This is a genomic window from Adhaeribacter arboris (assembly GCF_003023845.1).
GTDB classification, from domain to species: Bacteria; Bacteroidota; Bacteroidia; order Cytophagales; family Hymenobacteraceae; genus Adhaeribacter; species Adhaeribacter arboris.
In genome coordinates this window covers 2,038,584-2,061,359 of sequence record NZ_PYFT01000001.1, presented here as the reverse complement: position 1 = coordinate 2,061,359, position 22,776 = coordinate 2,038,584, and the positions used below count along the sequence as shown (strand labels likewise).

13 protein-coding genes are annotated in these 22,776 nt (G+C 44.2%); 5 read left to right on the top strand and 8 right to left on the bottom strand.

The features are described from left to right. The first annotated feature begins 652 nt into the window (after nt 1-652). Complete coding sequence (locus AHMF7605_RS08420; protein ID WP_146153547.1) at nt 653-991, top strand: hypothetical protein; 339 nt, start codon at nt 653-655, stop codon at nt 989-991. Between the two features lie 98 nt (nt 992-1,089). Here the strand turns inward: AHMF7605_RS08420 and AHMF7605_RS08415 are convergent, their stop codons facing one another. The 6 genes from AHMF7605_RS08415 to AHMF7605_RS08390 form a co-directional block, all read right to left on the bottom strand. Beyond that, on the bottom strand, nt 1,090-2,490 hold the full coding sequence (locus AHMF7605_RS08415; protein ID WP_106928275.1) for a sugar porter family MFS transporter: 1,401 nt from the start codon (nt 2,488-2,490) through the stop codon (nt 1,090-1,092). A gap of 106 nt (nt 2,491-2,596) precedes the next feature. Further along, on the bottom strand, nt 2,597-3,598 hold the full coding sequence (locus AHMF7605_RS08410) for an ROK family protein (protein ID WP_106928273.1): 1,002 nt from the start codon (nt 3,596-3,598) through the stop codon (nt 2,597-2,599). Nucleotides 3,599-3,701: 103 nt separating this feature from the next. Beyond that, nucleotides 3,702-5,180, bottom strand: a complete 1,479-nt coding sequence (locus AHMF7605_RS08405; RefSeq protein ID WP_106928270.1) for a family 43 glycosylhydrolase — start codon at nt 5,178-5,180, stop codon at nt 3,702-3,704. Nucleotides 5,181-5,272: 92 nt separating this feature from the next. Next, a complete protein-coding gene (locus tag AHMF7605_RS08400) occupies nt 5,273-6,889 on the bottom strand; it encodes a glycoside hydrolase family 172 protein (RefSeq protein ID WP_199200212.1) in 1,617 nt (538 codons plus the stop codon). A gap of 133 nt (nt 6,890-7,022) precedes the next feature. Continuing rightward, entirely contained in the window at nt 7,023-8,783 is a 1,761-nt protein-coding gene (locus AHMF7605_RS08395) for a RagB/SusD family nutrient uptake outer membrane protein (RefSeq protein WP_106928268.1), read from the bottom strand. A 21-nt stretch (nt 8,784-8,804) separates the two neighbouring features. Then, nucleotides 8,805-11,993 (bottom strand): SusC/RagA family TonB-linked outer membrane protein, encoded by a 3,189-nt coding sequence (locus AHMF7605_RS08390; RefSeq protein ID WP_106928266.1) that lies wholly within the window; start codon nt 11,991-11,993, stop codon nt 8,805-8,807. 323 nt (nt 11,994-12,316) lie between these two features. Between AHMF7605_RS08390 and AHMF7605_RS08385 the strand changes: the two genes are divergently transcribed. Continuing rightward, a complete protein-coding gene (locus tag AHMF7605_RS08385) occupies nt 12,317-13,405 on the top strand; it encodes a GntR family transcriptional regulator (RefSeq protein WP_106928264.1) in 1,089 nt (362 codons plus the stop codon). Between the two features lie 199 nt (nt 13,406-13,604). Here AHMF7605_RS08385 and AHMF7605_RS08380 read toward each other — a convergent pair whose 3' ends face one another. After that, nucleotides 13,605-13,964, bottom strand: coding sequence for a hypothetical protein (locus AHMF7605_RS08380; RefSeq protein ID WP_106928262.1), 360 nt, complete (start codon nt 13,962-13,964; stop codon nt 13,605-13,607). Between the two features lie 365 nt (nt 13,965-14,329). Between AHMF7605_RS08380 and AHMF7605_RS08375 the strand changes: the two genes are divergently transcribed. Both AHMF7605_RS08375 and AHMF7605_RS08370 read left to right on the top strand, forming a co-directional pair. After that, on the top strand, nt 14,330-16,789 hold the full coding sequence (locus AHMF7605_RS08375) for a TonB-dependent receptor plug domain-containing protein (RefSeq protein WP_106928260.1): 2,460 nt from the start codon (nt 14,330-14,332) through the stop codon (nt 16,787-16,789). Nucleotides 16,790-17,429: 640 nt separating this feature from the next. Beyond that, nucleotides 17,430-18,971 carry an alkaline phosphatase D family protein gene (locus AHMF7605_RS08370; RefSeq protein WP_106928258.1) on the top strand — a complete coding sequence of 514 codons (1,542 nt, stop codon included), beginning with the start codon at nt 17,430-17,432 and terminating at the stop codon, nt 18,969-18,971. Between the two features lie 222 nt (nt 18,972-19,193). On the opposite strand, the gene AHMF7605_RS08365 is transcribed toward AHMF7605_RS08370, so the two are convergent. After that, nucleotides 19,194-19,751, bottom strand: a complete 558-nt coding sequence (locus tag AHMF7605_RS08365) for a hypothetical protein (protein ID WP_106928256.1) — start codon at nt 19,749-19,751, stop codon at nt 19,194-19,196. A 588-nt stretch (nt 19,752-20,339) separates the two neighbouring features. Between AHMF7605_RS08365 and AHMF7605_RS08360 the strand changes: the two genes are divergently transcribed. Continuing rightward, entirely contained in the window at nt 20,340-22,412 is a 2,073-nt protein-coding gene (locus tag AHMF7605_RS08360) for a PAS domain-containing sensor histidine kinase (protein WP_106928254.1), read from the top strand. Nucleotides 22,413-22,776: the final 364 nt, after the last annotated feature.

The window sequence follows — 22,776 nt, the reverse complement described above, 5'->3', positions numbered from 1 at the left end:
CGATGCCCTGTTATAATAGCTACCCTAATTTTTTTAATTTCTGTTACCGGATAAATTTTGTTATACGGTACGCCCATTAAAAGCTTTGGTTGTTCAGCTGTCTGTAGTAAATTCTTAGTTCTATAAACTTTATAAAAATTTAAAATTTGTCATAATAATTACCTGGAGTACAGGTTTCTCGCTTGAATGAATCTCAATTTTAATTGCCCCCGCAAGTTGAGATGCTCAAATAAATAGGGACAGTTGATTTTGCGCTTAACCCCTGATTCTACTTTAAACTTATTTTTATTTGTCAAAAAGTGGAGGTAAATTATATCTGGCCGGAGATACCTCTTTGTGGCGCACCTAACGTACCGGAAAATCAACGATCCTACTCCTCGGATAGAAGTAAAACCCCTATTATTTCTGATAATGATAAATCAGCGTCGAATGGTTCGAGTAATAAATCTCACGAAGTTGTAGCTATTTTAATGAGGTAAATTGGAATGATTTAAGTGTTGATTCTAAAATTATTTATTATGCCCGCTTTGCCACCCGGTATGCGGTTAATCGTTCCTATGACTTTATTTTTGCTTCTAACTGGTTAACTTATCTGGCGGGAAACGAGCTTCATTTAATAACCGGGAAACCTTTAGCCATACAAATAAATACTTTGAGCCACGACCATAGAGACTTGAATAACCAAGGTTGGCGGTACGAGCTCGAAAAAATGGTTATTGAACGGTCTAACCACATTTTTACTTCTGATGCTATTATTGCCGACTGCATTGAAGCGGCTTATCCTCTTGCACCGGAAAAGGTTATTTGTTTAGATGAATCTAAATTACTTACGGATTCTAATTCAGTAAAAAGTACCGGATACGATTTTCGGCCAAGTAATGGAAAGCAAAGCGGGCTGAATACAATTTCTATGAATTATAATCTTGATTGGGAAACTCAGGCAGATAAAATTGTAAAGGTTTTAACCGAAGCTTATTCAACCGCTAGCTAAAGTTATATTGGCTAATAGCAGTACCTAATTGGTTTAATGCTCCCAAAAATATCGCGCTCATTGGCTCAAACTGCCGGGTATGCTCTTTGAGCCAATTATTATTTATGAGCCGTGAGTTCTTCCACGTTTTTCTGCTTAACGCCTAACTGAATTTCTAATTGTTCGAGCGGTACACCTTTGGTTTCTACAAAAAAGAACCAAACCACAAAGAATTGCAAAACCATCATGATGCCGCCAAATAAGAAGGGAATGGCTAAGCCAATGCTGGAACTCGCTACAATGGGCGGATATACCTGGGCCGCTATGGCGCATAAACCCCAATGGGTAAAACTGCCCAAAGCCTGGCCTTTACTCCGGACTTTATTCGGAAATACTTCGCTGATGTACACCCAAATAACGGCCCCCTGCGAGAAAGAGAAAAACAGAATAAATAAAGCTACTCCCCAAGGAAATAATTCCGTCATATTTCTGGTCCAGGCAATATAAGCGCAGAGGCCTAGGGGAATAGCCGAACCCCAGGAACCGATGAGTAAAAGTTTTTTCCGGCCGATTTTATCAATGGTTAATAGAGCAACGGTAACGGCTATAACGTTGGCCGCCCCAATTAAGATAGGTTGAAACTTGCCGCCGAACGAGGCGCCAATCTCCCGGAGCGTATCATTAAGATAATACAAAAATCCATTGACAAAAGAAAGCTGGTTAAAGGCCGCCACACTTACCCCCAAAAAAATAGGATACAGGTATTTTCGCTGAAAAAGAGTTTCACTGGCGTGGCCAGAAGTGGTTTGGAGAGAATTTTGAATTTCAATCATCGCCTCGTTTACTTGCAATTCCCCCATTTTTAAAAATACCTGTTTGGCTTCTTCCTGCTTGCCAATAGCCATGAGCCACCGCGGACTATCCGGAATAGTAAATAGCATGAGGAAGAACAAAAGGGCGGGAACTCCACCGGTAGCGAACATAATCCGCCATTGTACCGTTAATACGTCCGTATTCATTAGCTCTATCATCGCATTGGAAAAATAAGCCACCAGAATACCCAGACACACGTTAAATTGAAACAAGATAACCAGCCGGCCGCGTAATTTAGCCGGGGCAATTTCCGCTAAATACATGGGAATAATAACCGACGAGCCGCCAATGGCAATACCGCCAATAAACCGGAATATGGATAAGGACCAGAAATCCCAGGATAAGGCACAACCTATAGCTGAAATTAAGAAAAGCGCCGCCAGTACTTTTAAATAATTCTTTCTGCCCCAAATATCACCGGGTTTGGAGCTGATTAAGGTGCCCGCAATGGTGCCGATTAAAGCCGACGAAACCACAAATCCCATGGCCCACTCCGAAAGCTGAAAAAGCGTTTTTACCGAGGAAGTTGTGCCGGCAATTACCGCCGTATCAAACCCAAACAGTAAACCACCCAGGGAAGAAACAATGGCTGCCCGAATTAAAGGTCCGGTTACCTGATAGGCTTTATTAGGTAGAGAATTATTCATAAACGCATCTAGATTTAGTACTCCGAAGAAATGAATTTAGACTACAATTGGGGTAAACTACTGGTTAACAAAATTTATTAATTGAACAACTACTAACCAGTAAAACTTAATTTCTGGTAGGTATGGTATGATCAGAATACTCCGTGGCAATCGTTTCGGCGAGGCAAAGGGCGGCTATGTCGCCGATGTTTTCGGAAAGCAGAGCCGGCACAATGCGGCAAGCTTTCCGAGACTCTTCAATCGCTTCTGCCTGGATTACTTCTCGCATATAAGGTTCCAAAAGTTCTTGCGCCCGGCCGTAAATACTGCCCATAATAATAATTTCCGGGTTTAGAATATCAATGAAGAGGGAAAGCCCAATCCCTAGATAATGCCCGCAGGTTCGGTAAATATCTAACGCCACCGGATCATGTTGATAAGCGGCTTCCGCTACCATTTTGGCGGTTAGAAAAGGCAATTCTTCGAGGGATTTACAGAAAGAAACCGGTTGCCCCATTTGTAATTTTTGCCGCACTTTTACCTGGGCAATTTGGGCAATACCGCCGCCGCTGCAAAACCCTTCAAAAGAACCTTCTTTGCCGAAACCAACCGGTCCTCGGTCCGCTAAGCGGATATGACCTACTTCCCCGGCCAAATCCGAAGTGCCGGAATATAGTTTCCCATCCAGAATAAGGCCGGCGCCCATTCCCGTCCCAAAGGTGAGAAAAATAATATTGTTGTAGCCTCTACCGGCGCCATGCTTCCATTCCGCCATCGCGCAGGCGTTGGCGTCGTTCTGCAAGAAGGTTTTTCTGCCAAACTTTTTCTCGGCCAGGGAAACAATGGGAATGTTGTCCCAGCCGGGCAAGTTAGGCGGCGATAAAATCAATCCCTTTTTACTGCTTAAAGGTCCGCCGCAACTTATGCCAATCCCTTCAATATTTTCGGTGGGTATACCATGTTTCAGTAATAGATCATCCGCGGTAGTAAATAACTGCTCTATCATCGGATAAACCAGCCGATTGGTAGGTAAGACTTGCTTGTCGATGATTTGCAGATCGTTGTCGGCATTTTTTGTACCCAGAACCACCGCACATTTAGTTCCGCCAATATCAAAACCTAGTAGCATAGTAGTAGTAGTTAGTTATTCTCTGTTCGTTGTCCGACTAATAAGTGGTTGGTAGCATTAGGATTATAAAATCTGTATTTTGTATCTATTTCGTCGAACATTTCTAATTATTGAGCGCGAGGGGCAAAACTTTAATGGACTTAAATTTTACCTGACCATGCTTAGCGAAAAACCACAGCACATTGCCTTTTTGCTCCGGTAAACGGTTCACCAAACATCTTTGGTTGTTTACATCCACATCAATAATTCCATCTTTCATAATAATATCTACTTTTATAGGTTTGTCCAACCCTTCTACGGAATATATTTCGGTATCATGAAGCCGCACGATCTGCTGGCTGGCGGAAAAGGAAAGCTTATACCCGTCGGCGCCTTTTTCGTTGGAGCGTAACAGTAAGCCGTATTCCTCATTGGTGCCGGTAGGTTCTATTTCGAAGGTTATGCGGCAATCGGCCGGGATATTTTCGTAGTGGGCAGTTCCCACCCCGTTGGGCGCTTTAATCACAAAACTATTTTCGGAGCTAGATTGTACCAGCGAATCTTTGGCTAGTTTTAAGGTTACCAGCGAGTTGTTTTCCGGCAGCATTTCGGGCGGAAACTTTGTGCCTAAGGTTCCATTGGGGTGCTGTACCAGTTCCCGGAAAACGGCATTGCCGCCAAACATTTCATTCGTATGGTCTTTATTTTCTTTCCGGGAAGGAATCCAGGCCGCCACAATTCGCCGGTTATTTTTAAATTCCGCCGTTTTAGCCACATTCGACCATTCTTCGATTAAGGCCTGGTCATCGGGTTGCTCCCAAGGGCCGTACGGATTTTTGGATTTTACGTAATACGTGTCTCCCGCATCGCCGTAAATTAAATAATACCAGTCATTCCATTTAAAGTAGTCGGGGCATTCCGGTACGGATCTTTGGCCGGTTAATACGGGGGCTTTTACGTCCCACTTTTTCAAATCTTTCGAAGTCATGTGCACCAAACTACCGTCCCAATGATTAATGGCCGATTGATTTGATCGGCTGGAAACAAACAAGTGGAAAATACCCTGCTTATCTACAAATACCTTCGGGTCTCTAAAATCCCGGGTGCTGTAGCCGGGGGCCGAGGTGTAGAAAGGATTGGGTGTTTGTTTTTTAAAATGGATGCCATCGTCACTAATCGCGTAGCTGAGTTGTTCATTTACTTTCCCGTCTACGAGCAACCGGGTAGCGTAAAAAGCATAGAACTTGTTATTATGGTACACCACGGATCCGGTACAAATCGATTTTTCCCAATCTTCATCAATGCCCAGCGCTACCGGGTAATGTTTCCAGGTTTTTAAATCCTTAGTAGTACTTACGGCCCATTGATGACCACCTAAACCGTTTAATGCCGAGTGGTGACCGGCGTCTAATAACCAATACAAATAATAAGTGCCGTTGTGGCTAAAAGGAATGCAATCGCCCACAAATAGATTATCTCCTTTGGGTGCAAAATACTGCATATTAGTTACGGGCTGAATATTGGGCTTGTAATCTACCTTGAACTGGCCTACAACGGTCTTAAAGCACATGGCAAGTAATGCGGTTACTAGTATTCTTCTCATTTCCTTTTTTTATGTCTTTACATTGAAATTGTTTTTCTAGGTATTTGTGATCCTTAACCCTAATTCAAAACGGGAACTAGCCAGCCGGATAGTTATTCGATTTTGGAAGTGTATATGGGCGTAGGCAGCACGTATAAGGCAGCAGCATCTGGTGAGGCATTCGTCGATTTTGAATCTAGGTCCCCGTACCAATAGACCGTTGACGAATAGTCAACCTTGCCGCCATCCCAACTGATAAGTTCAAACTCGAACTTTAGCGATTCATGGAAGGGTATTACATCCAGGTTCCTCGTCCGCACGAACGTGTTGAAGCCTCTTGATGCTTCATCATCTTCACGGGGTGCTCCGCCAAACGCGTTGTGATAGACATGGATGGGCGCGTATGTCGTATTATAGTAATCTTCGGTGCCACATCCGAAGTGCGACGGGAAACTTTCCTGGTCCACCCAAATATGTTCATCTCCCTCACCATACCAGCGAGTGCTATGATTATAAAGCGAAAGTACATCCCCTTTGAATATACCCCGGCCGGTAAGAGTCGCCATGTTATAGTCAAAACCTTTATTGGTTTCTAATCCATTTTCCTGTCGCCAGGAAGCGTGGAAATAGAGGGTGTTCTCTTTCCAGGTCCAGTCCGAGATACGGGCCTTGATTTGAGCGGACGTTTCAACTTCCGTTATATTGAGAAGTTGTATCTTCGCCTCCTTTTTGTAGGGCATGGTAAAGCGCAGCGTAACATTACCAACACCGTCTGCACATAAGAACCAACTGTCAACTTTAGGAGCGCCCATACCGGCGCCGGAAAAATCACTGAAGGGAGCCCGCACCGTCTCTACGCCATCGAAGGAAATAGACACGATCAAACCGCGCATTAACTGACCATAAGTAGTTTTGTTGTAATCGGTGATGTGGAAATTCAAACTTCGGATAGCTTGGAACGCACCGGGCAGGAAGAGTTCAACCGTCTTTCCGGGCAAAAGCCGAGACTTAGAAACGAACTCTTTACCGGCATACTGGGGAGGAGCCTGTAAGATTTTTCCGATACTATCTGCCTTCGAGTGCAAAGCCAAAGCATTCTGGATACTGAAAGTTTCCACTTTTGTGGCCGGGTCATATTGGCGAAAATTCACATGATACACGTACCACTTACTCACATTGTCAACCGTAATCTTACATCGTTTGGCATAAGGAATGGGATAATAAAACGACGAGCCTTGATGCGTCTTATAATGTTCGTGCCGGTAGATCATTCCCGGCGGTATTTGAATGGGCATTTTTGAAATATCAAAACTTGGTATGACAATCTGTGCTTCCTTGGCCTCATCAAAGTAAATGCGAAGTCGGGCGTTTGCCGCACCTCCGGTAGTAATAATGCGCGTAATAGCTCCCGGCCCTTCTTCATCGAAAAGCACTTTTTCCAACCTGCCATTATTCTCCTCGTAGCGTATAAAACCAGACCAGTCGTCATTACTGTGCCAGGCGTTGTGGCCCGGAATTGACCTTCGATCATAGCTTGTCAATTGCTTGGATGAATAGTAGGGTTTTGGAAAAATCGTGCCGGATTCGACTGACACCATTTCGTCCAGCAATCCCGAAAGCGTTATTATCTTCTCATCTGTTATAGACGCGGTATTTAGCTTGCTACAACTAAGCAGGATAAATAGCGCCAACCAAGCTGCTCTCCTATAGTTTGTGTAAGTCTTTTCCATATTTTAAACGCACTTGCTTAAAATGAAAACTCATTGCGGGTTAAGTTGCATTGCTTAGAAAAGAACGGAATCTTAGGAACCGGAAAGTTCCAATTCCTAAGCTCCACCCTAACGCAGTAAGGTTCGGCGTTCATTACCAGCCTTTGTTTTGCTTGTACAATCCCTGGGAAAAGTTAATCTGCGCTTGCGGAATGGGAAAATATTCGTCCCGATTTTTTTTGAAGAAAGCATCCTTCAAAAATCCGAAGGTGGTTTTCTCCTTGGCAAAATAGGCGTTTAGGGTTTCGGCGGCAATGCCCCAGCGAACCAAATCAAAAAAACGAACTCCTTCCGTAGAAAATTCCAGTCTTCTTTCCCATTGTAAGGCTTTCCGGGCAAAATCCTGGGTCCAGTTGCAGTTCACTCCGTTAATATAAGGACTGACCTTGTAGTTAGAGATGGGGCTGCCATTTTTACGAACCAATCTGCCCGCACTATTGGCCGCTCGTTCCCGGATTTGGTTGATTAAAGGTAATGCCAGGTTTTGTTGACCCAGTTCAATATAAGATTCGGCTAACCACAATAATACATCGTCGTAGCGAATAAGGTCGGCGTTGCGGGAGGTTCCCATAAAAGGCCCTAGTTTCACAAAACAAGAGCTGTTATAATGCTCCAGAGCTTTCATACTGGTTAAATACCCGTATACTTCAGGTACCCTTCGCCAGCTCTTGTTGGCAACAAAATCCGGGTCGTATTTCCAGGGATGGGTCGGAATGCCAATGGTATGATCCATCCGGGGATCCACGGTCTGACTCATAAAATCAATCGTACTCAAATCGTTTACGTTGGCCCAGGTATTAATTTTGAATAAGAAATCATTGTTGTAGGTTTCCATCATGGGCAAACCAGTGGCCGGATCGGTTTTAAAGGCGTTGAGCATAGTATAACTCGGATTGAGAAAATCGCAGCAGCCAAACTGAGGCGCCATATTATAAGCCACACCGGTAGCGAGTTGAATTTTGCCGTTCTGGGTACCATCGTCCTGCGAATATTGGACGGAGAAGATAGATTCCGGCCCGTTTTCGAACCCACATAAGAAATTCTCCGCAAAGTCAGGGGCCAGACTTTTACCACCCGAATTAATAATGTTCTGACATAAGGTAACTACCTCTTGTAATCGGGCCTGATTAATATTCGTTACATTGTTGTTCTCGTCTTGTTCATAGGCCTGGTACAAACGCGTTTTAGCCAGATAAGCCCAAGCGGCCACTTTGCTCGCTCTGCCCACTTGTTGCTGCGTTAAGGGAAGATTATCGACGACAAACTGAAAATCTTCGACAATTTTATTCCATAACTCTTCATCGGTTAAAGTAACATTGGTTAACGTATTTAATTGCGTTTTCGGCAAAGAAGCATCTACCCAAACCGGATTTTTATACAAAATTTTTAAGATGAAATGCCAATGGGCCCGTAGAAACCGACATTCGGCTTGCCGCATTTTTAATGCCGGGTATTCGGCTTCGGTTAGGCTTTCCATGCGCCGGAGAGCATCATTGGCGCGGCCTAGATTTTCATACAGGTAAATCCAGATATCGTTTATTTGCCCGTTGGTGGGCGCCAGCAGGTTAAAGGTTTCCATGATGTGCTGGTCAAAATTATCACCGGTTCCGCCGCCGCCTTTGTAGGCATCATCACTCCGCACGCTACCCCAAATCCAGGGTACCGAGGCCATTTGCGATAAGAAGAAATCATTACTTAAGGAGGCATAAGCCGCAATCACCATTTTGTCCACTTCCTCGGGAGTATTGAGTTGGTCCGTACTTAACACTCCTTTGGGCTCAAAATCCAGGTAATCTTTGCACGATTGGGCCACTAGTAAAAAGAGGGTTACTAAAACTACGATAGTCCGTTTCATGATTCAGAAATTAAAAATAATTTAAAAAGATAGGTCGATGCCAAAAGTGAAATTCCGGGTGAGCGGATAGGTTAAGAATGGATTTTCCGGGTCGGGAGCATACAGCTTGTTTACTCCTTTATTGTCTTTAATAGCAAACAAGTTTTCACCCATGGCAAAAACCCGGAAGGTTCCCACCTTTAATGATTCCAGAACACCTTTCGGGAAAGCGTAGGACAATTGTAAGGTTCTTAGTTTTGCGTAGCTGCCATTCACGTACAAATAATCCGAAGTCCGGAACTCATCATTGGCATTTACCAAACTCAAAGCCGGCAGAGAGGAACCGGTATTTTGGGGAGACCAAGCATCAAAAACGCCCGTACCAAAATTCATCCCGTTGTTTACCCGGGTAAAATCACCTTTTATGCCGTCGTTCGTTAGTTTCCCTAATACGCCTTGAAAGAAAGCCGAGAGCGTAAAGTTTTTGTAGCTGATGTCAAATCCAAGTCCATATTCTACATCGGGTAAAGTGGTTCCCAGCCAGGTTTGGTCCAGGGCGTCAACTTTTCCATCGTTATTAAGGTCTTTGTAGCGAATCCGGCCAATACCTTTACCGGGCTGAGCCGCGTGCGTATTTACTTCTTCCTGATTCTGGAAAAGTCCGTCGGTAACATAGCCAAAAATTGCCCGCTGTGAATGCCCCAAAATGGTTTGCTCCACATTTCCCGGGTAAGACCGGATAACAGATTCCGGCAAATCGGTGATTTTGTCCTGGAAGTGGGCCGCGTTTCCGTAAATAGTATAGCCAATCGGGCCGGTAGTATTTTGGTAAGCCAGGGATATCTCAAAGCCATTATTTTTGGCGGTAGCCCCGTTCACCCATTGGTTTCCTCCTTCGCCAATTACCGCGGCATACGGCGGTTGTATTAAAATATCTTTGGTATTGCGTTTAAAGAAGTCGATGGAACCGGTTAAGCGATCTTTCACAAAGCCAAAGTCTAATCCAATATTGGCTTCATCGGTCGTTTCCCATTTTAAATTATTATTTCCTTGCTGCAGCGCCACGTAGCCCGAAGCCAGATTGCCGCTGTTGTTCCCGTTAATATCATAAGCCGTGCCGATGGTTCGCCAGGCGCCGTACCAATCTCGGAAGTCCATGGTGCCGTAGTTAGGGGCATATAAGCCAAACCGGGCCAAATTGCCTATTTTCTGATTTCCTACCCGGCCAACACCCACTCTAACTTTTAAATTAGAGATGAAATTAATGGACTGCATGAACTTCTCGTTACTAATTCGCCAGCCGAAGTTAGCCGCCGGGAATAAGCCGAATTGTTCGTTTTTACCGAACCGGGAAGAACCATCGTACCGGAGCGTAACCGATGCCAGGTATTTATCCGCTAAGTTGTAATTAACTTTTCCGAAGTAGGATAATAATTGGTAGCCGGTTCTTCCTCCTCCCGAACTAGCGGTACCGGTGCCGGCATCTAATTGAAAAAAGTCAAAATCCTGAGTGGCAAAATCTTCTTTCCGGGCCACCATGGTTTGATAATCTTCTTTCACGGTTTCTACCCCTACCAGAAAATTGAGCAAGTTGGTTCCTTTTTGCAGGCTGTATTCGGCCGTATTGGTCCAGGTTAAGTTGGTCCGCTCGCCATGAAAAATGCTGAGCCGGTTCACACTCTGCGTCAGAAAGCCTTCGGTATACTTTTCTTGGATCCAGGAGTTGTTAGAGAAAGTATAATCTAAACCAATACTCGACCGGAGAGTAAAATTGTCGAAAGGCACCAATTCAGCATAGATATTTCCAAATAAAATTAAATTTTTGTCTTTGTTATTGCGGTTGATGTACAACATGTGCAACGGATTATTTCGGTCGCTCATGCCGGAACCCAAAGGGCCCGCCCATTCTCCGTCGGTGCGGTATACCGGCAGAATGGGGTTCTGATACGTGGCCAAGTAATCAATTCCGGCCCCGCCCAAGTCGGTGGGTTCCGGGGTTTCCCGGGTCCGGGCAAGGTTCAGGTTTTGGCCTATCCGGAACCGGTTGTTGAACATTTTGTGCGAGGTGTTCAGCCGCAAGTTCATTTTTGAAAAATCGGAATATTTTTTTACTCCTTGGTTTTGCAGATAGCCAAACTGCAACAAAGCCGAAGTGGTCTCACTGCCCCCGGATAAAGTTAGGCTATTGTTGGTAACAAAACCAGTGCGGTAGACGACATCTTGCCAATCGGTACCCGGAACCTGAGCGGGGGTTAAGGAGGCAGGATCGCCGCCCACCCATTGTACCGGCGTCACTTTATTTAATACCGCGTTAGCGCCGGTTCCGGTATAATCAAAAGCGTATAAGGCACTGTGAATGGCTGGATCGGTGCCATCGTTGATAGAAGCCTGCCAAAGCGCCCGGCCTCGTTCTAAGGTATTGGCCGCATCTATTTTTCCGAACCGTTTTTGAAAAGAGCCCGAGGAACTGAGTTGTACTCTCAATTTGCCTTTCCCTTGCTTGGTGGTAATAATAATAACGCCATTAGAAGCTCGGGCGCCGTAAATAGAAGCCGCGGAGGCATCCTTCAGCACCTGAATGGATTCGATGGAATTAGGGTCGATGTTTTGCAGCGGCGATATGTTTTTGGTTGTAGACCCATTCGCCGCGCCGCGGCCCGAAATAACATTATTGGCGGTAGCCGGAACCCCATCAATAATGTACAGCGGCGAGTTATCGCCCAACGTATTCAATCCTCTGATTAACACTTGCCCGGTTTGGCCGCTGGGTTGCCCGGTAGATTCCACGTATAAGCCCGGTACCCGGCCTTGTAAGGTTTGCAGGACATTAGCCCGGGGTATATCCCGCACTTGCGCCAAATTAACTACGGCTACCGCCCCAATTAAATCCGATTTTTTTTCTCTGCTGTATCCTGTAACTACTATTTCCGATAAAGCGCGTACATCCGCCGGTAGTACCACTTCCACCGTTACCTGGTTGCCTACTACTACTTCTTTGCCCAGATACCCAATAAAAGAAGCTACTAAAACATCCTGGGCAGAAGAAACCGGAAGGGAGAACCCGCCTTTGGCATCCGTGATCGTTCCGGAAGTAGTACCTTTTACCACAATGCTTGCTCCTGGTAACGGATTGCCTTGTTCGTCCTTAATGGTACCGGTAATTATTTTTTGTTGTGCCAGGCTCACTTGTACCAGAAAAAGCAGGTATACCACCAATAACTTTCTGAGCATAGGCCTGTGAGTAAGTAAAACTTTCCTTTTCATATTGGTTATGTTTTATTTGGAAGTAGATAATTAATAGTAATTTATATTTTTACATTTAGTTTACATTTATAAAGATAGATGCTTACATTTAGGTGTTCTAAAGTAATATTTTGATTTACATTAGCAATAATATAATCGTTTATTTTTAAATTTCTTAAAAAATATTATTTTTAATAGGGTTAAATTAAATTATTTTTAGAGGTTTATGTTAAATGTAAAGGATATGTAAAGAAGATTTGTATTTGCATGTTTTAGCATTTACTTTACATTTGTATAAAAACTATTGTAGGATGAGTGCCAAGAAGATTAGTGACACTGTTAGCAGATTTAGAGAGAATATATTAAACGGAAAATTACCATACGGTAGTTTGCTCCCCACAGAAAAGGAACTGGCGGCAGAAATGCAGGTTTCCCGCCCTACAGTAGCGAAAGTATACAATGCTTTACAGAAAGAAGGTTTGCTGAAAAAGACACCCGGTCAAGGCACCACGGTGGTTTTTAATGGCGAAAGAAAAAGGTACACCTTTGGCTTACTTTTGCCGGGTGCCGGGGAATCCGAAATTTTCGGGGCAATCCATGATTATTTTCTGGCCATTGAAAAAGAAAAAGAATTGAAATTTTTGTGGGATGGAGCCATTGCCAATAATGCTCAGGTTAGGCAGAACACCATAACCAAAATATGCGAAAGATACCTAGAAGAGAAGGTAAGCGGCGTTTTCTTTGCTCCTTTAGAAAGAACCGAAAATGCAAGTTTGGTAAACAAAAGTGTTTGCGAACTTTTGGATAGAGAAAATATTCCGGTCATTTTAATTGATAGAGATATATACTCCTTTCCTAACCGCAGCAAGTACCCCGTAATTGGCTTAGATAACTTTCAGGCCGGTTACGTAATGACCAAGCATTTAATTGATGCAGGGTGTGAAAAGATCTTCTTTTTTTACCGGAAAAATTCGGCCAACAGCATTTATAAACGGATTGCCGGTTGCAGCAGCGCTTGTTTTGATGCCAACATTCCTTTTAGCAAACAACATATTATCGTCGGCGACCCCTCGGATACCCACCTGGTGGGCCGGATGAAGATTGTGCCCGGTAAAACGGGGGTATTGTGCGCCAATGATTCTACGGCCGCCGTTATTATGTCCAGCTTTAAGCAGACGGGTACCGTTGTATCCAAGCAGGTTTTGGTAGCCGGCTACGACGATATGAAGTATGGTAAAGTTTTACAACCCACGCTTACTACTTATCAGCAACCACTTTTTGAAATTGTAACCAGCAGTTATGAGATGATGCTTAGCCGACTTTCCAGCCAACACTCCGTAGCCGCGGACATTAACTTAACCGGTGAATTAATCGTGCGAGAATCAACCCAATTTAGTTGATGGTTGTTCGTTGCTGGTAGTTAGTTGGCTGATTTGTTGAAGAAAGGCATTTCGGAAAGGAAAGGAGTGGAAAAGTTTGATTTTTTAAATTTTGGCTGCTTGTACCTCAAAAAAATTAATTTCCGCAAAACAAATTGCTCGTTGTTCGTTTCTGGATTCTTAAGAATCCAGAAACGAACAACGAGCAATTAATAACTACTTACTCCTGGCCGCTTTGCTCGCTGCCCGACGAACCTTCGTTATTTTTATAACCTTTTAGCGTACTCGCGTTAGGCTGATTATTCCGGAATTCTTTTTCCGTGCTGTCAGAGCCGCGGGTATCCGAAGGGTTAGCGTGGGAACCTTGGGGACTGTTATGTTCCGGATTATTCTTGCCTTTTTTTGCGCCGGCGCTGTGTCCTTCCCGGCTGGGTTTATTTTCACCGCGGGTATTATCCGCTCCACCCGCTACCGGACCTTCGTGTTGGCCCGGTTGCTGTCCGCTTATGCCTACTCCTTTACCGGTACTGTCGTGTTTGGCCTGGCTGTCACCTTCCTGATTATTTACTTTGTCAGACATGCTTTTCTATTTTATGGTTTGATAAAAATTTAAGAATCGCTCCGGCGGTTAAGCCAGGGATTACGTTGTACGGACAAAAGACTCTTTAAGATTAAATAAAATTGGTAATATGGTTTAGGAGACCTCACATCTGACCAGCAAAAATGACTTTTCTTTTTCCCTCAACTACTTTCATTCAACCTTTCCAAAATAGTATTTAACCAGAGTTTATTTAACCTCCTGGTCAGTTGCAGAAAGGTAAAAAAATCGATTAAATGAATAAAAATAAATACATTAAAAATTGTACTGGGGAATGATAGATCCCGTTTTATTGTTTAGATAATAGAAGAAAAAGAAGCCACTAGAGTAGCTTAATACAGGATTTTATGAATAATAGAAAGCTTAATTATATCAAATATATTTTGCCGGTTTTACTCCTGGCAATGCTGGCGTTTGTCCGTCCGCCCGCGGATTGGCTGCAAAAATTAAAAGCAAATTTAGATACCTACCGGACCCAATACGCCCCGGAAAAAGTGTACCTGATTCTTGATAAGCCGTACTATGCCCCGGGCCAAACCATTTGGCTGAAAGGCTTTGTGCTGGATGCGGCCAGTCTACACCCTTCCGCTAAAAGCAACGTTTTGTACGTAGATTTAATGAATGCCGATAACCAACCTGTAGAACAACTTACTTTAAAAGCGGAAAAAGGAAAAGCTGCCGGCGATATTCAATTGCCTACTGACCTGTCCGCGGGAAATTACCGTTTGGTTGCCTATACCCAATGGCTGCGTAATTTTGGCGAGGAAACGTTTTTTAACAAAGAAATTAAAATTTTAGGCGCGAATACCGCTGCTACCAATACAACCGGAGTTGCCGGTAAAATAGATTTTCAATTTTTCCCGGAGGGCGGTGATTTAGTGGAAGGATTAACTAGCCGGGTAGCTTTTAAAGCCGTAAATTCCAGCGGCGGCGTTGCGGTTAATGGTTCGGTTTTCGATGACAAAGGCCAAAAAGTAGTAGATTTCGCCGACGCTCATTTGGGCATGGGTGGTTTTGAACTACAACCACAAGCTGGCCGCCGGTACGTGGCTCAGGTTAGAACCAAAGAGGGTAAAATAGGTCAATATGCTCTGCCTGCTGCTAAGCCGGCTGGCTATACTTTGCGGGTAGATGAAACCAATGAGAATACTTACTGGCAAATTTCGGTAGCGGGTAAAATAACACAGCCCGAATCGTTAGTAGTAACCGGCATTAGCCGCGACGCCCTGCACTATTCCGAAAATATTAGAATCCAACCCGGTCATACATTCAAGTTTACCGTAGCCAAAGCAAAGTTTCCGACGGGAATTGTTCGTTTTAACTTAGCTCGGGCCAACGGTGAACCTTTGGCCGAACGTTTAATTTTTGCCGATAACCAGGACGACTTGAACGTAACGCTTACCACCGATAAGAAAACCTATGCCGGCCGCGACAAAGTAACCATGCAGTTAGTAGCGCAAGATAAAAAAGGCCGGCCGGTAGCTACTGATTTTGCCCTGGCCATAACCGAAACCGAACTGGTAAAATACCATAAAAACGGACTTAGCTTAAAAGCGCATTTGCTTTTAACCTCCGATTTACGCGGGTACGTGGAGCAACCGGGTTATTATTTTGCCGAAAGTAATCCGTCCCGGAAACAAGCGTTGGATTATTTACTTTTAACCCAGGGATGGCGGCGGTTCAACTGGCAGGAAACAATAGCGGGTACTTTCCCGACCATTAAATATCCGAACGAAACGGACTTATCTATTACCGGTAAGTTAGTAACGAATAAAAACAAGCCCGTAGAAGGTGGCGAAGCGTTGTTGTACCTGCAAGACCAGCACCAAGCTTTTATTACCACCGAAACCGATCAACAAGGTGCCTTCGCGTTCAATGGTTTTGATTTTACGGGTACAATTGACGTAGTGGTACAAGGTACCGATGCTGATGGCCGTCGCGACCGTTTGCGGGTAAAAATGGACGAGAAAAACTTTGTGCCGCAAACTCCAACGTTCACAGTACCAAACTGGACCGATGGCTTGCTGGCGAGTACCAGTAAAGATTTCTTACTGGCTAGCAATCATCAATTAGCCTCGGTAGATCAAAACTTAAATAATTATACCTTGCGGGGCATTTTGCTTTCTGCCGTAGAAGTAAAAGGGGAGAAGGACATGGTGCAACCGTTTCAACTGCACGATAAAGCCGACGTAGTGATTAAGCGCAACGAGTTAGCCATTGCGCCTTCGGGTAATATTATTGAAAGTTTGCAGGGTCGGGTAGCCGGTTTGCAGGTGTACCGTACCGGTCAAAATCAATTCCGGGCGCGTATTCGCGGCCAGATGAATGCGCCTTTGTACCTGCTGGATGGCATGCCTGTATCCGAAAGTACTCTTTCCAGCATTAGCCAGTTCGACGTGAGCCGGGTTGAAATTTTAAAAAGTGCGGCCAATTCGGCTATTTACGGCGGCCGGGCTTCGGGTGGCGTAATTGCCTTATTTACCAACCGCACCAACGACGAGCCAGCCGAGGTGAAACCAGGCACTTACATTATTATCCACCAAGCCAAAGGTTACAGCAAGGTACGGGAATTTTATAGCCCGAAATACGATGGGGCCACTCCGGCCAGCAACGAGCCCGACCTGCGCACTACCTTATACTGGAACCCCCGCGTAAAAACCGATGCCCAAGGAAAAGCTACTGTTACATTCTACACCGCCGACCGTACTACCACTTACCAGGTCTTAGCCGAAGGTATTTCGGATGATGGTCAACCGGGTAGCGGCGCCACTACCTTCGGGGTGAACAGCAAAAAAGGGAATTCCTGATTTTTTATATCCAACAAGTAAAAGCCGGCTGCTTTTTAAGTAGCCGGCTTTTTTTTTTGCATTTGATTTAGATTGAATTTTTGTAGAACTAAACGAATAAGTTATTCCTGGTATTTAGTGGAGCCGGTCTCCGTCTCCATTTGGCGGTGCGGATGCGTTTGAACACTCTCTAATTGCCTCGTGGCCGGCGAACCTCGTTTGGCTCTTTCCTACTGATTCTACTGGATAATAGTAGAATCAGTAAACGCCTTCCCTCTAATTTTAAGCCTCTTTAAGCAAGTTCATTAAGTTTGTTTTAGAGAAAAATAGCCTCTATCGCGAGCGTCCTCACTCGTGATGCCCCATTGTCCGGCCTCTGGCCGATGGAAAATGGATTGATTTGCTATTCAGAAAAGCTTATTTGTTCGTCCGGTCAGCGGCCTGCCACATTTTAGCCACGAGCAAAAACGCTCGCGGCCGGAAAAGCTTGCTTCAGCATGAATTCCCGGCCATTCTTATCTGGTTCTTCTAGTTTTCTCGCTATTATTTAATTTCCCTGTTTGGCCTGTAACGACTCATTTTTCTAATTTGTAATTTCCACTTTTTTCTATCCTTTTGAAACAAACCGCCGGAAAATGCCTATACCGGAAAAACAAAGTGTATGTCCAGTAAAATAATTGTTGGTCCGGTATTGGGGTTTCGGGGAGTAAAAGAAGGACGTTGGGATACCTCGGCTTTACTCGTACTTCAGGGCGAAGCCACCCCGCCAGAACTCACGGTTATAACAAGTTCCACCCATTCTATTAAAGCAGAAGCTGTTTTATTAAAAACCTATGCCGATCATTTTGTGTGGCGTTTAGACTGGTGGGTAGCACAAACAAATATAGAGCAAGCCATTGATTACACGGTGAACAATGGCGCGACTTACCGCTATTTCATTCCGGCTCAAAATACCACGTTGCGCATTTGTTATGGTTCTTGTTTTGGGGTGTACAACCTGAAAGACTTAAACAAAGTCCGGAAAAAGAATGCCATGTGGAAAGTGCTGCAACAGCAACACCAGATAAAACCGTATCATTTGTTTTTTCTCGGCGGCGACCAGATTTATTCCGACCAGGTCTGGGATCATGTTCAACCCTTGCGGGAATGGTTAAGCAAATCCTTAAAAAAACGCTTGCCGGCTCCTTTTACCGAAGCAATGCAGCAGCAGGTAGAGCATTTTTATTTTCACTTGTACCTGCACATGTGGAGCCAGAAACAGCCCGCAGCCATGCTCAGTCAGATTCCGACTTTAATGATGTGGGACGACCATGATATTTTTGATGGCTGGGGCTCGTACACGCCGGAGCAGCAGGCCTGCGCGGTATTTCAAGGAATTTTTGCGCAAGCCCGCAAACATTTCCGGTTGTTTCAGTTGCAGGCAAAAGATAATCAGGATCTAAGCGGCGCCACTTTTATGGGGACAGAAGGCTATTCGTATGCGCATCGGTTGGGTAATTTGGCCATAGTAGCGCTGGACCTCCGCTCCGAACGCACCCAAAATCAAGTAATGAGTCCCGGAACCTGGACGCAATTGCAAGCCTGGCTGGACAATTTGCAGCAGTCGTCCGCACCCAACCAACCCGGAATTACCAAATGCAAACACTTGCTGGTAATGTCCGGAATCCCGATTGTAAATGCTGATTTAACCTTACTGGAAGCCGCTTTAGATCTGGAACCAGGGCAACAGCGGATGGAAGATGATTTAAAAGACCAATGGCTCAGTTTGGCGCACCAGGAAGAAAGACTCCGCTTCATTCATTCTTTGTTTCGGTTTTCCCAGGCAGCCGGTTGCCGGGTCACCATTGTTTCCGGCGATGCCCACGTAGCTTTTATGGGTTATTTAGAATCTGATTCCGGCACCGCAACTACCTCCGAGGCTAATGTCATTCACCAACTCACTTCCTCGGCCATGGTAAACCTGCCCCCGCCTACTTTGGTGCTGTACATGATGGAAAAGCTATTAGCCGGTAGAATAGAACAAGTTAACCCTAACATTACCGCCCGCTTGTTAGATTTCCCCGGTACTTCGCGCCACCTGCTAGGCACCCGTAACTGGCTTTCTCTTACCGTGGATGAACAATCGAGTATTTTGGCGGAGTGGTACGTAGAAGGGGAGGAGAAGCCTTTTACAAAGGTTATTCATCCTGTAGAGAAGTTATAAGGTAAACAAGGTTTAGAATTATGTTTGTGGCTAAAGAATAGTTGGAGACTTATTTTTTATATTTAAAGTTTTGGCTGGTTAATTATATATTTTAACCCTGGAAATTGTTTTTAGAATGCGTATTTGTAAGTATAAGCCAATATAAACGCATTCAATCAATGACAGTAAGATAATGTATTGTCAAAATACAGTTTCTTTTTGGTCTAACCAAAGTCAAATTACTTACCAAGCAAAAGCCTGAAAAGTAGTACTATTACCATCCGCTAACTCTCCTCTAATTACCAATTCATCCTGGCCTTTAGCATTAGGTTCAATTGAATAATTATACGTTTGTGTGATAAGGTCCTTTGGTGAGATTTTTTGGCTATAGTTCTGAATCGTATTATCACAAAAATGGTAAAATTCTCTTAAGTTGCCTTCGGTAGGATAGAAGGTGAAAGTATGATTGTGGTGAAATTGTACGGTTCCTTTCTGGTAAACTAATGTTTCCAGCCGGTAACCGTGAGAATCATTTACAGTAACCTGGTAAAACTCGCATTCTCCATCCGGCTTGAATTGAAAAGCGGTGAAGGCTTTTCCTGGAAACTTACCTTGGTATTCCCAAAACTCAGTCAGAGGAAATTGCCCTGTCCGCCAAACTTTAGCTAGTGACTTTGGTACTTTGGCGGGGGCGGCAGAATTATGGAGGGCTTTGTAGCCTGCTTGTAACAACAGGCAGAGCAGCAACAGCAAGATAAATAATTGTTTCGTGGGTACCATTTGTTTTCTGGTACTGTTCATAGTAGTAAGCAGGTTAAGGTCGGGTGAATGTAGAAGGCAGTTCTAAAATAAGATGTATGGATTTGTTTCTATTTTTGGTTGGTTAAGTAATTAAGTCTTAAAACGGTACAAAAGTAGCGGGTAATAGCGCGGAGGAAAATAAGCGCAACTGCTCATTTTTATAGGTACTACTGCTCAAATACAGCCGCTTTTATTTCCCTTAAAGATCATTTTGGTTATACTGTTGCCTTACCGGAAAGGGAATTTCTGGCTGGTTTGTGTCGGTAGAACGGTAATTAGAAAAGCGGTAAAAAAATACTATTCCGGGTTTCGGTACTCCAGCAATCCTGAGTTTTTAAAAAAAATTTCCGATATTTTAATTAAAACCTGACCTTCTGTTGGTATCCAAAGTAGAAACTGAAATCAGCTTGTGAACAATGAAAAAAATTTTTCAGAAGAGTACTTTCGGCTTACCCAAAGTATCAGATTCGCATTATAAGGTTTTGGAGGTTAAATACTTAAATATTTCAGAATAATCAGCCGCAATTCCTAAAAATCCGTTACCACTACCTATATTTAACTTCGCGCTTTTAATCTACACTTATTGGAATGTTGAACAAGGACGCAAAACCTATTGGGTCGGTTACGCCGGGGGGAGGGTCTACGGATGGACTGTTCCATGATCTTGAGTCCGTTTTTATTGCCCTGCCGGGGGCTAACGTATTGCTATCCCCCGACTTGGTGGTGGAGGCTATCAGCAACGATTATTATACGGCTACCCAAGCGCAAAAAGAGTGTTTACTAGGTAATCACTTTTTGGAAGCTCTGGCTAACAGTCCGGCCACTCGCGAGGTGAATGCGATAAATAATTTGCAAGCCTCTCTGGAACAAGTACTAGCCACCGGACAACCGCACGAAATGGAACGGGTAAGTTTTGATGCCCCGGACCCGCATCAGCCAGGTGCGTTTATAACCCATTACTGGCAAATCCGCCACACGCCGGTACTCGGTACCAACGGACAGGTACGCTACCTCATCCACTCGGTAATTAATGTAACTCCAAAGCTACAAGTGGAAGAACAACTACGCGACAGTTTAAGACGGGAACAGGAGGCTCTCCGCGGAGCCGAGCAGATTAGACATCGGTTGGAAAGTTTATTCAGGCAGGCACCCGTTGCCATTTGTATTCTGGATGGGCCGGACCTCGTTTATGAGTTCATAAATCCTACTTACCAGCAATTGGCCATGGGGTTTCAGCAATTAGGCAAACCTTTTATGGGAAATTTTGCCGAAAAGGAAAAACATCCCCTTTACCGCCGGATTCGGGAAGTATACGAAACCGGCCAATCCTACGAAGAGCGGGGCTTACTTATTCCTTTATTACGCGAGCCCGACGGCAGGCTGGAAAATCATTACTTTAACTACATCGTGCAGGCGCGTTACTCCGTGCAAAACCAGGTGGATGGTCTTTTAATTTTTGCTTTTGATGTTACGGATCAAATCAAATCCCGGAAAGCCGCTGAAGCAAGCGCTCACCAATTACGACTGGTAACCGATGCCTTGCCGGTTTTAGTGGGATACTTAGATAAAGAAGAAAAATACCGGTTTGCGAATCAGGCGTACAAAGATTGGTTTTTGCAAAACCCCGAAGAACTGCTGGGCCGGCCGGTGCGCGAAGTAGTTGGAGAGAAGGCTTACCAGACAGTGAAAGATAAAATTATACGCGCTTTACAGGGCGAGCGGCTAACCTTTGAAGCCAAAATGCCTTACCGGGATGATTTTGTTAAGCATATTCGTGTGGATTATGTGCCGGATATTCAGGAGGGAAAAGTAGCCGGCTTTTATACCATGGTAACCGATATAACGTCGCAGGTAGAGGCTAGGAAAGCCTTGCAGGAAAGTGAGCAGCAAGCTAAATCTCTGGCCCAGGAATTAGCGCTGGCGAACGAAGGTTTGCAAAAGATTAACCGGCAGCTATCGCGTACCAACGTAGATTTAGATAATTTTATTTATACCGCCTCCCATGATCTGAAAGCTCCTATTCTCAACATTGAAGGATTAATTGGCCTTTTGCGGCGGCAGTTGTCCAAGGAAAATTCTTGGTCAGAGCTAATCCAGGAAATTGTGCATCTGGTTTTAGAATCTGTTCAGCGCTTTAAACACACCATTCACCATTTAACGGATATTACCAAACTACAGAAGGAAAGCCTCCTGGAAGCTTCGCAAATAAACTTGGTGGACCTGATTAAAGATGTGCAACTAGATCTTTACCCCGACATTCAGGCCACCCAGGCGCAGATTAGAGTAGAGGTAGTTCCTGAGGCTACCCTTCAATTTTCGGAAAAGAACCTGCGCAGTATTATTTATAATTTACTTTCTAATGCCCTTAAATACCACGCTCCCGACCGGGCTCCGCGCGTACGGATTGATTTTTCTGAAACCACTGAATTTAAAGTACTTACCGTTCAAGATAATGGTTTAGGATTTAATTTAGCGCAGGAGCATAAACTCTTTACCATGTTTATGCGCTTACACGATCACGTAGAAGGTGCTGGTATTGGGTTATACATGGTTAAAAAAATCATAGATAATGCCGGAGGTACAATTGAAGTACAAAGTAAAGTTGGAGAAGGGTCGACCTTTAAAGTTTACTTTCCAAAAAAAGCCATTCATAATCCGTAAAATGTGTCCAACACTGCGGCATAAATTCTTCGCTTCTAAAAAAGAAGAGTTTAAAGCTTAGATAGTAAAACAATTTTTAAGAGCGCCTTTCCATTTAGAATAAAATACACGTATTTACGCTCGACCAAACTGTACACGTAGCCAGTGGCTTTTTTCATCACTTTTGATAAACCTTTCCGTTTTCCTGACAAAACTAAGTTGCCGCATTTTATATCTTAAAACGAATTTTCGTTCGCACTAACCTTAAGAGCTCAAGTAGTAACACAAGGTAAAAAATAGTAAGCCAAACTCTGGCGGAAGGAACTTAATTCATTGGTTCATCCCGCCAGAGTTTGGCTTACTAATATCTTCTCTAAAAAGCCGG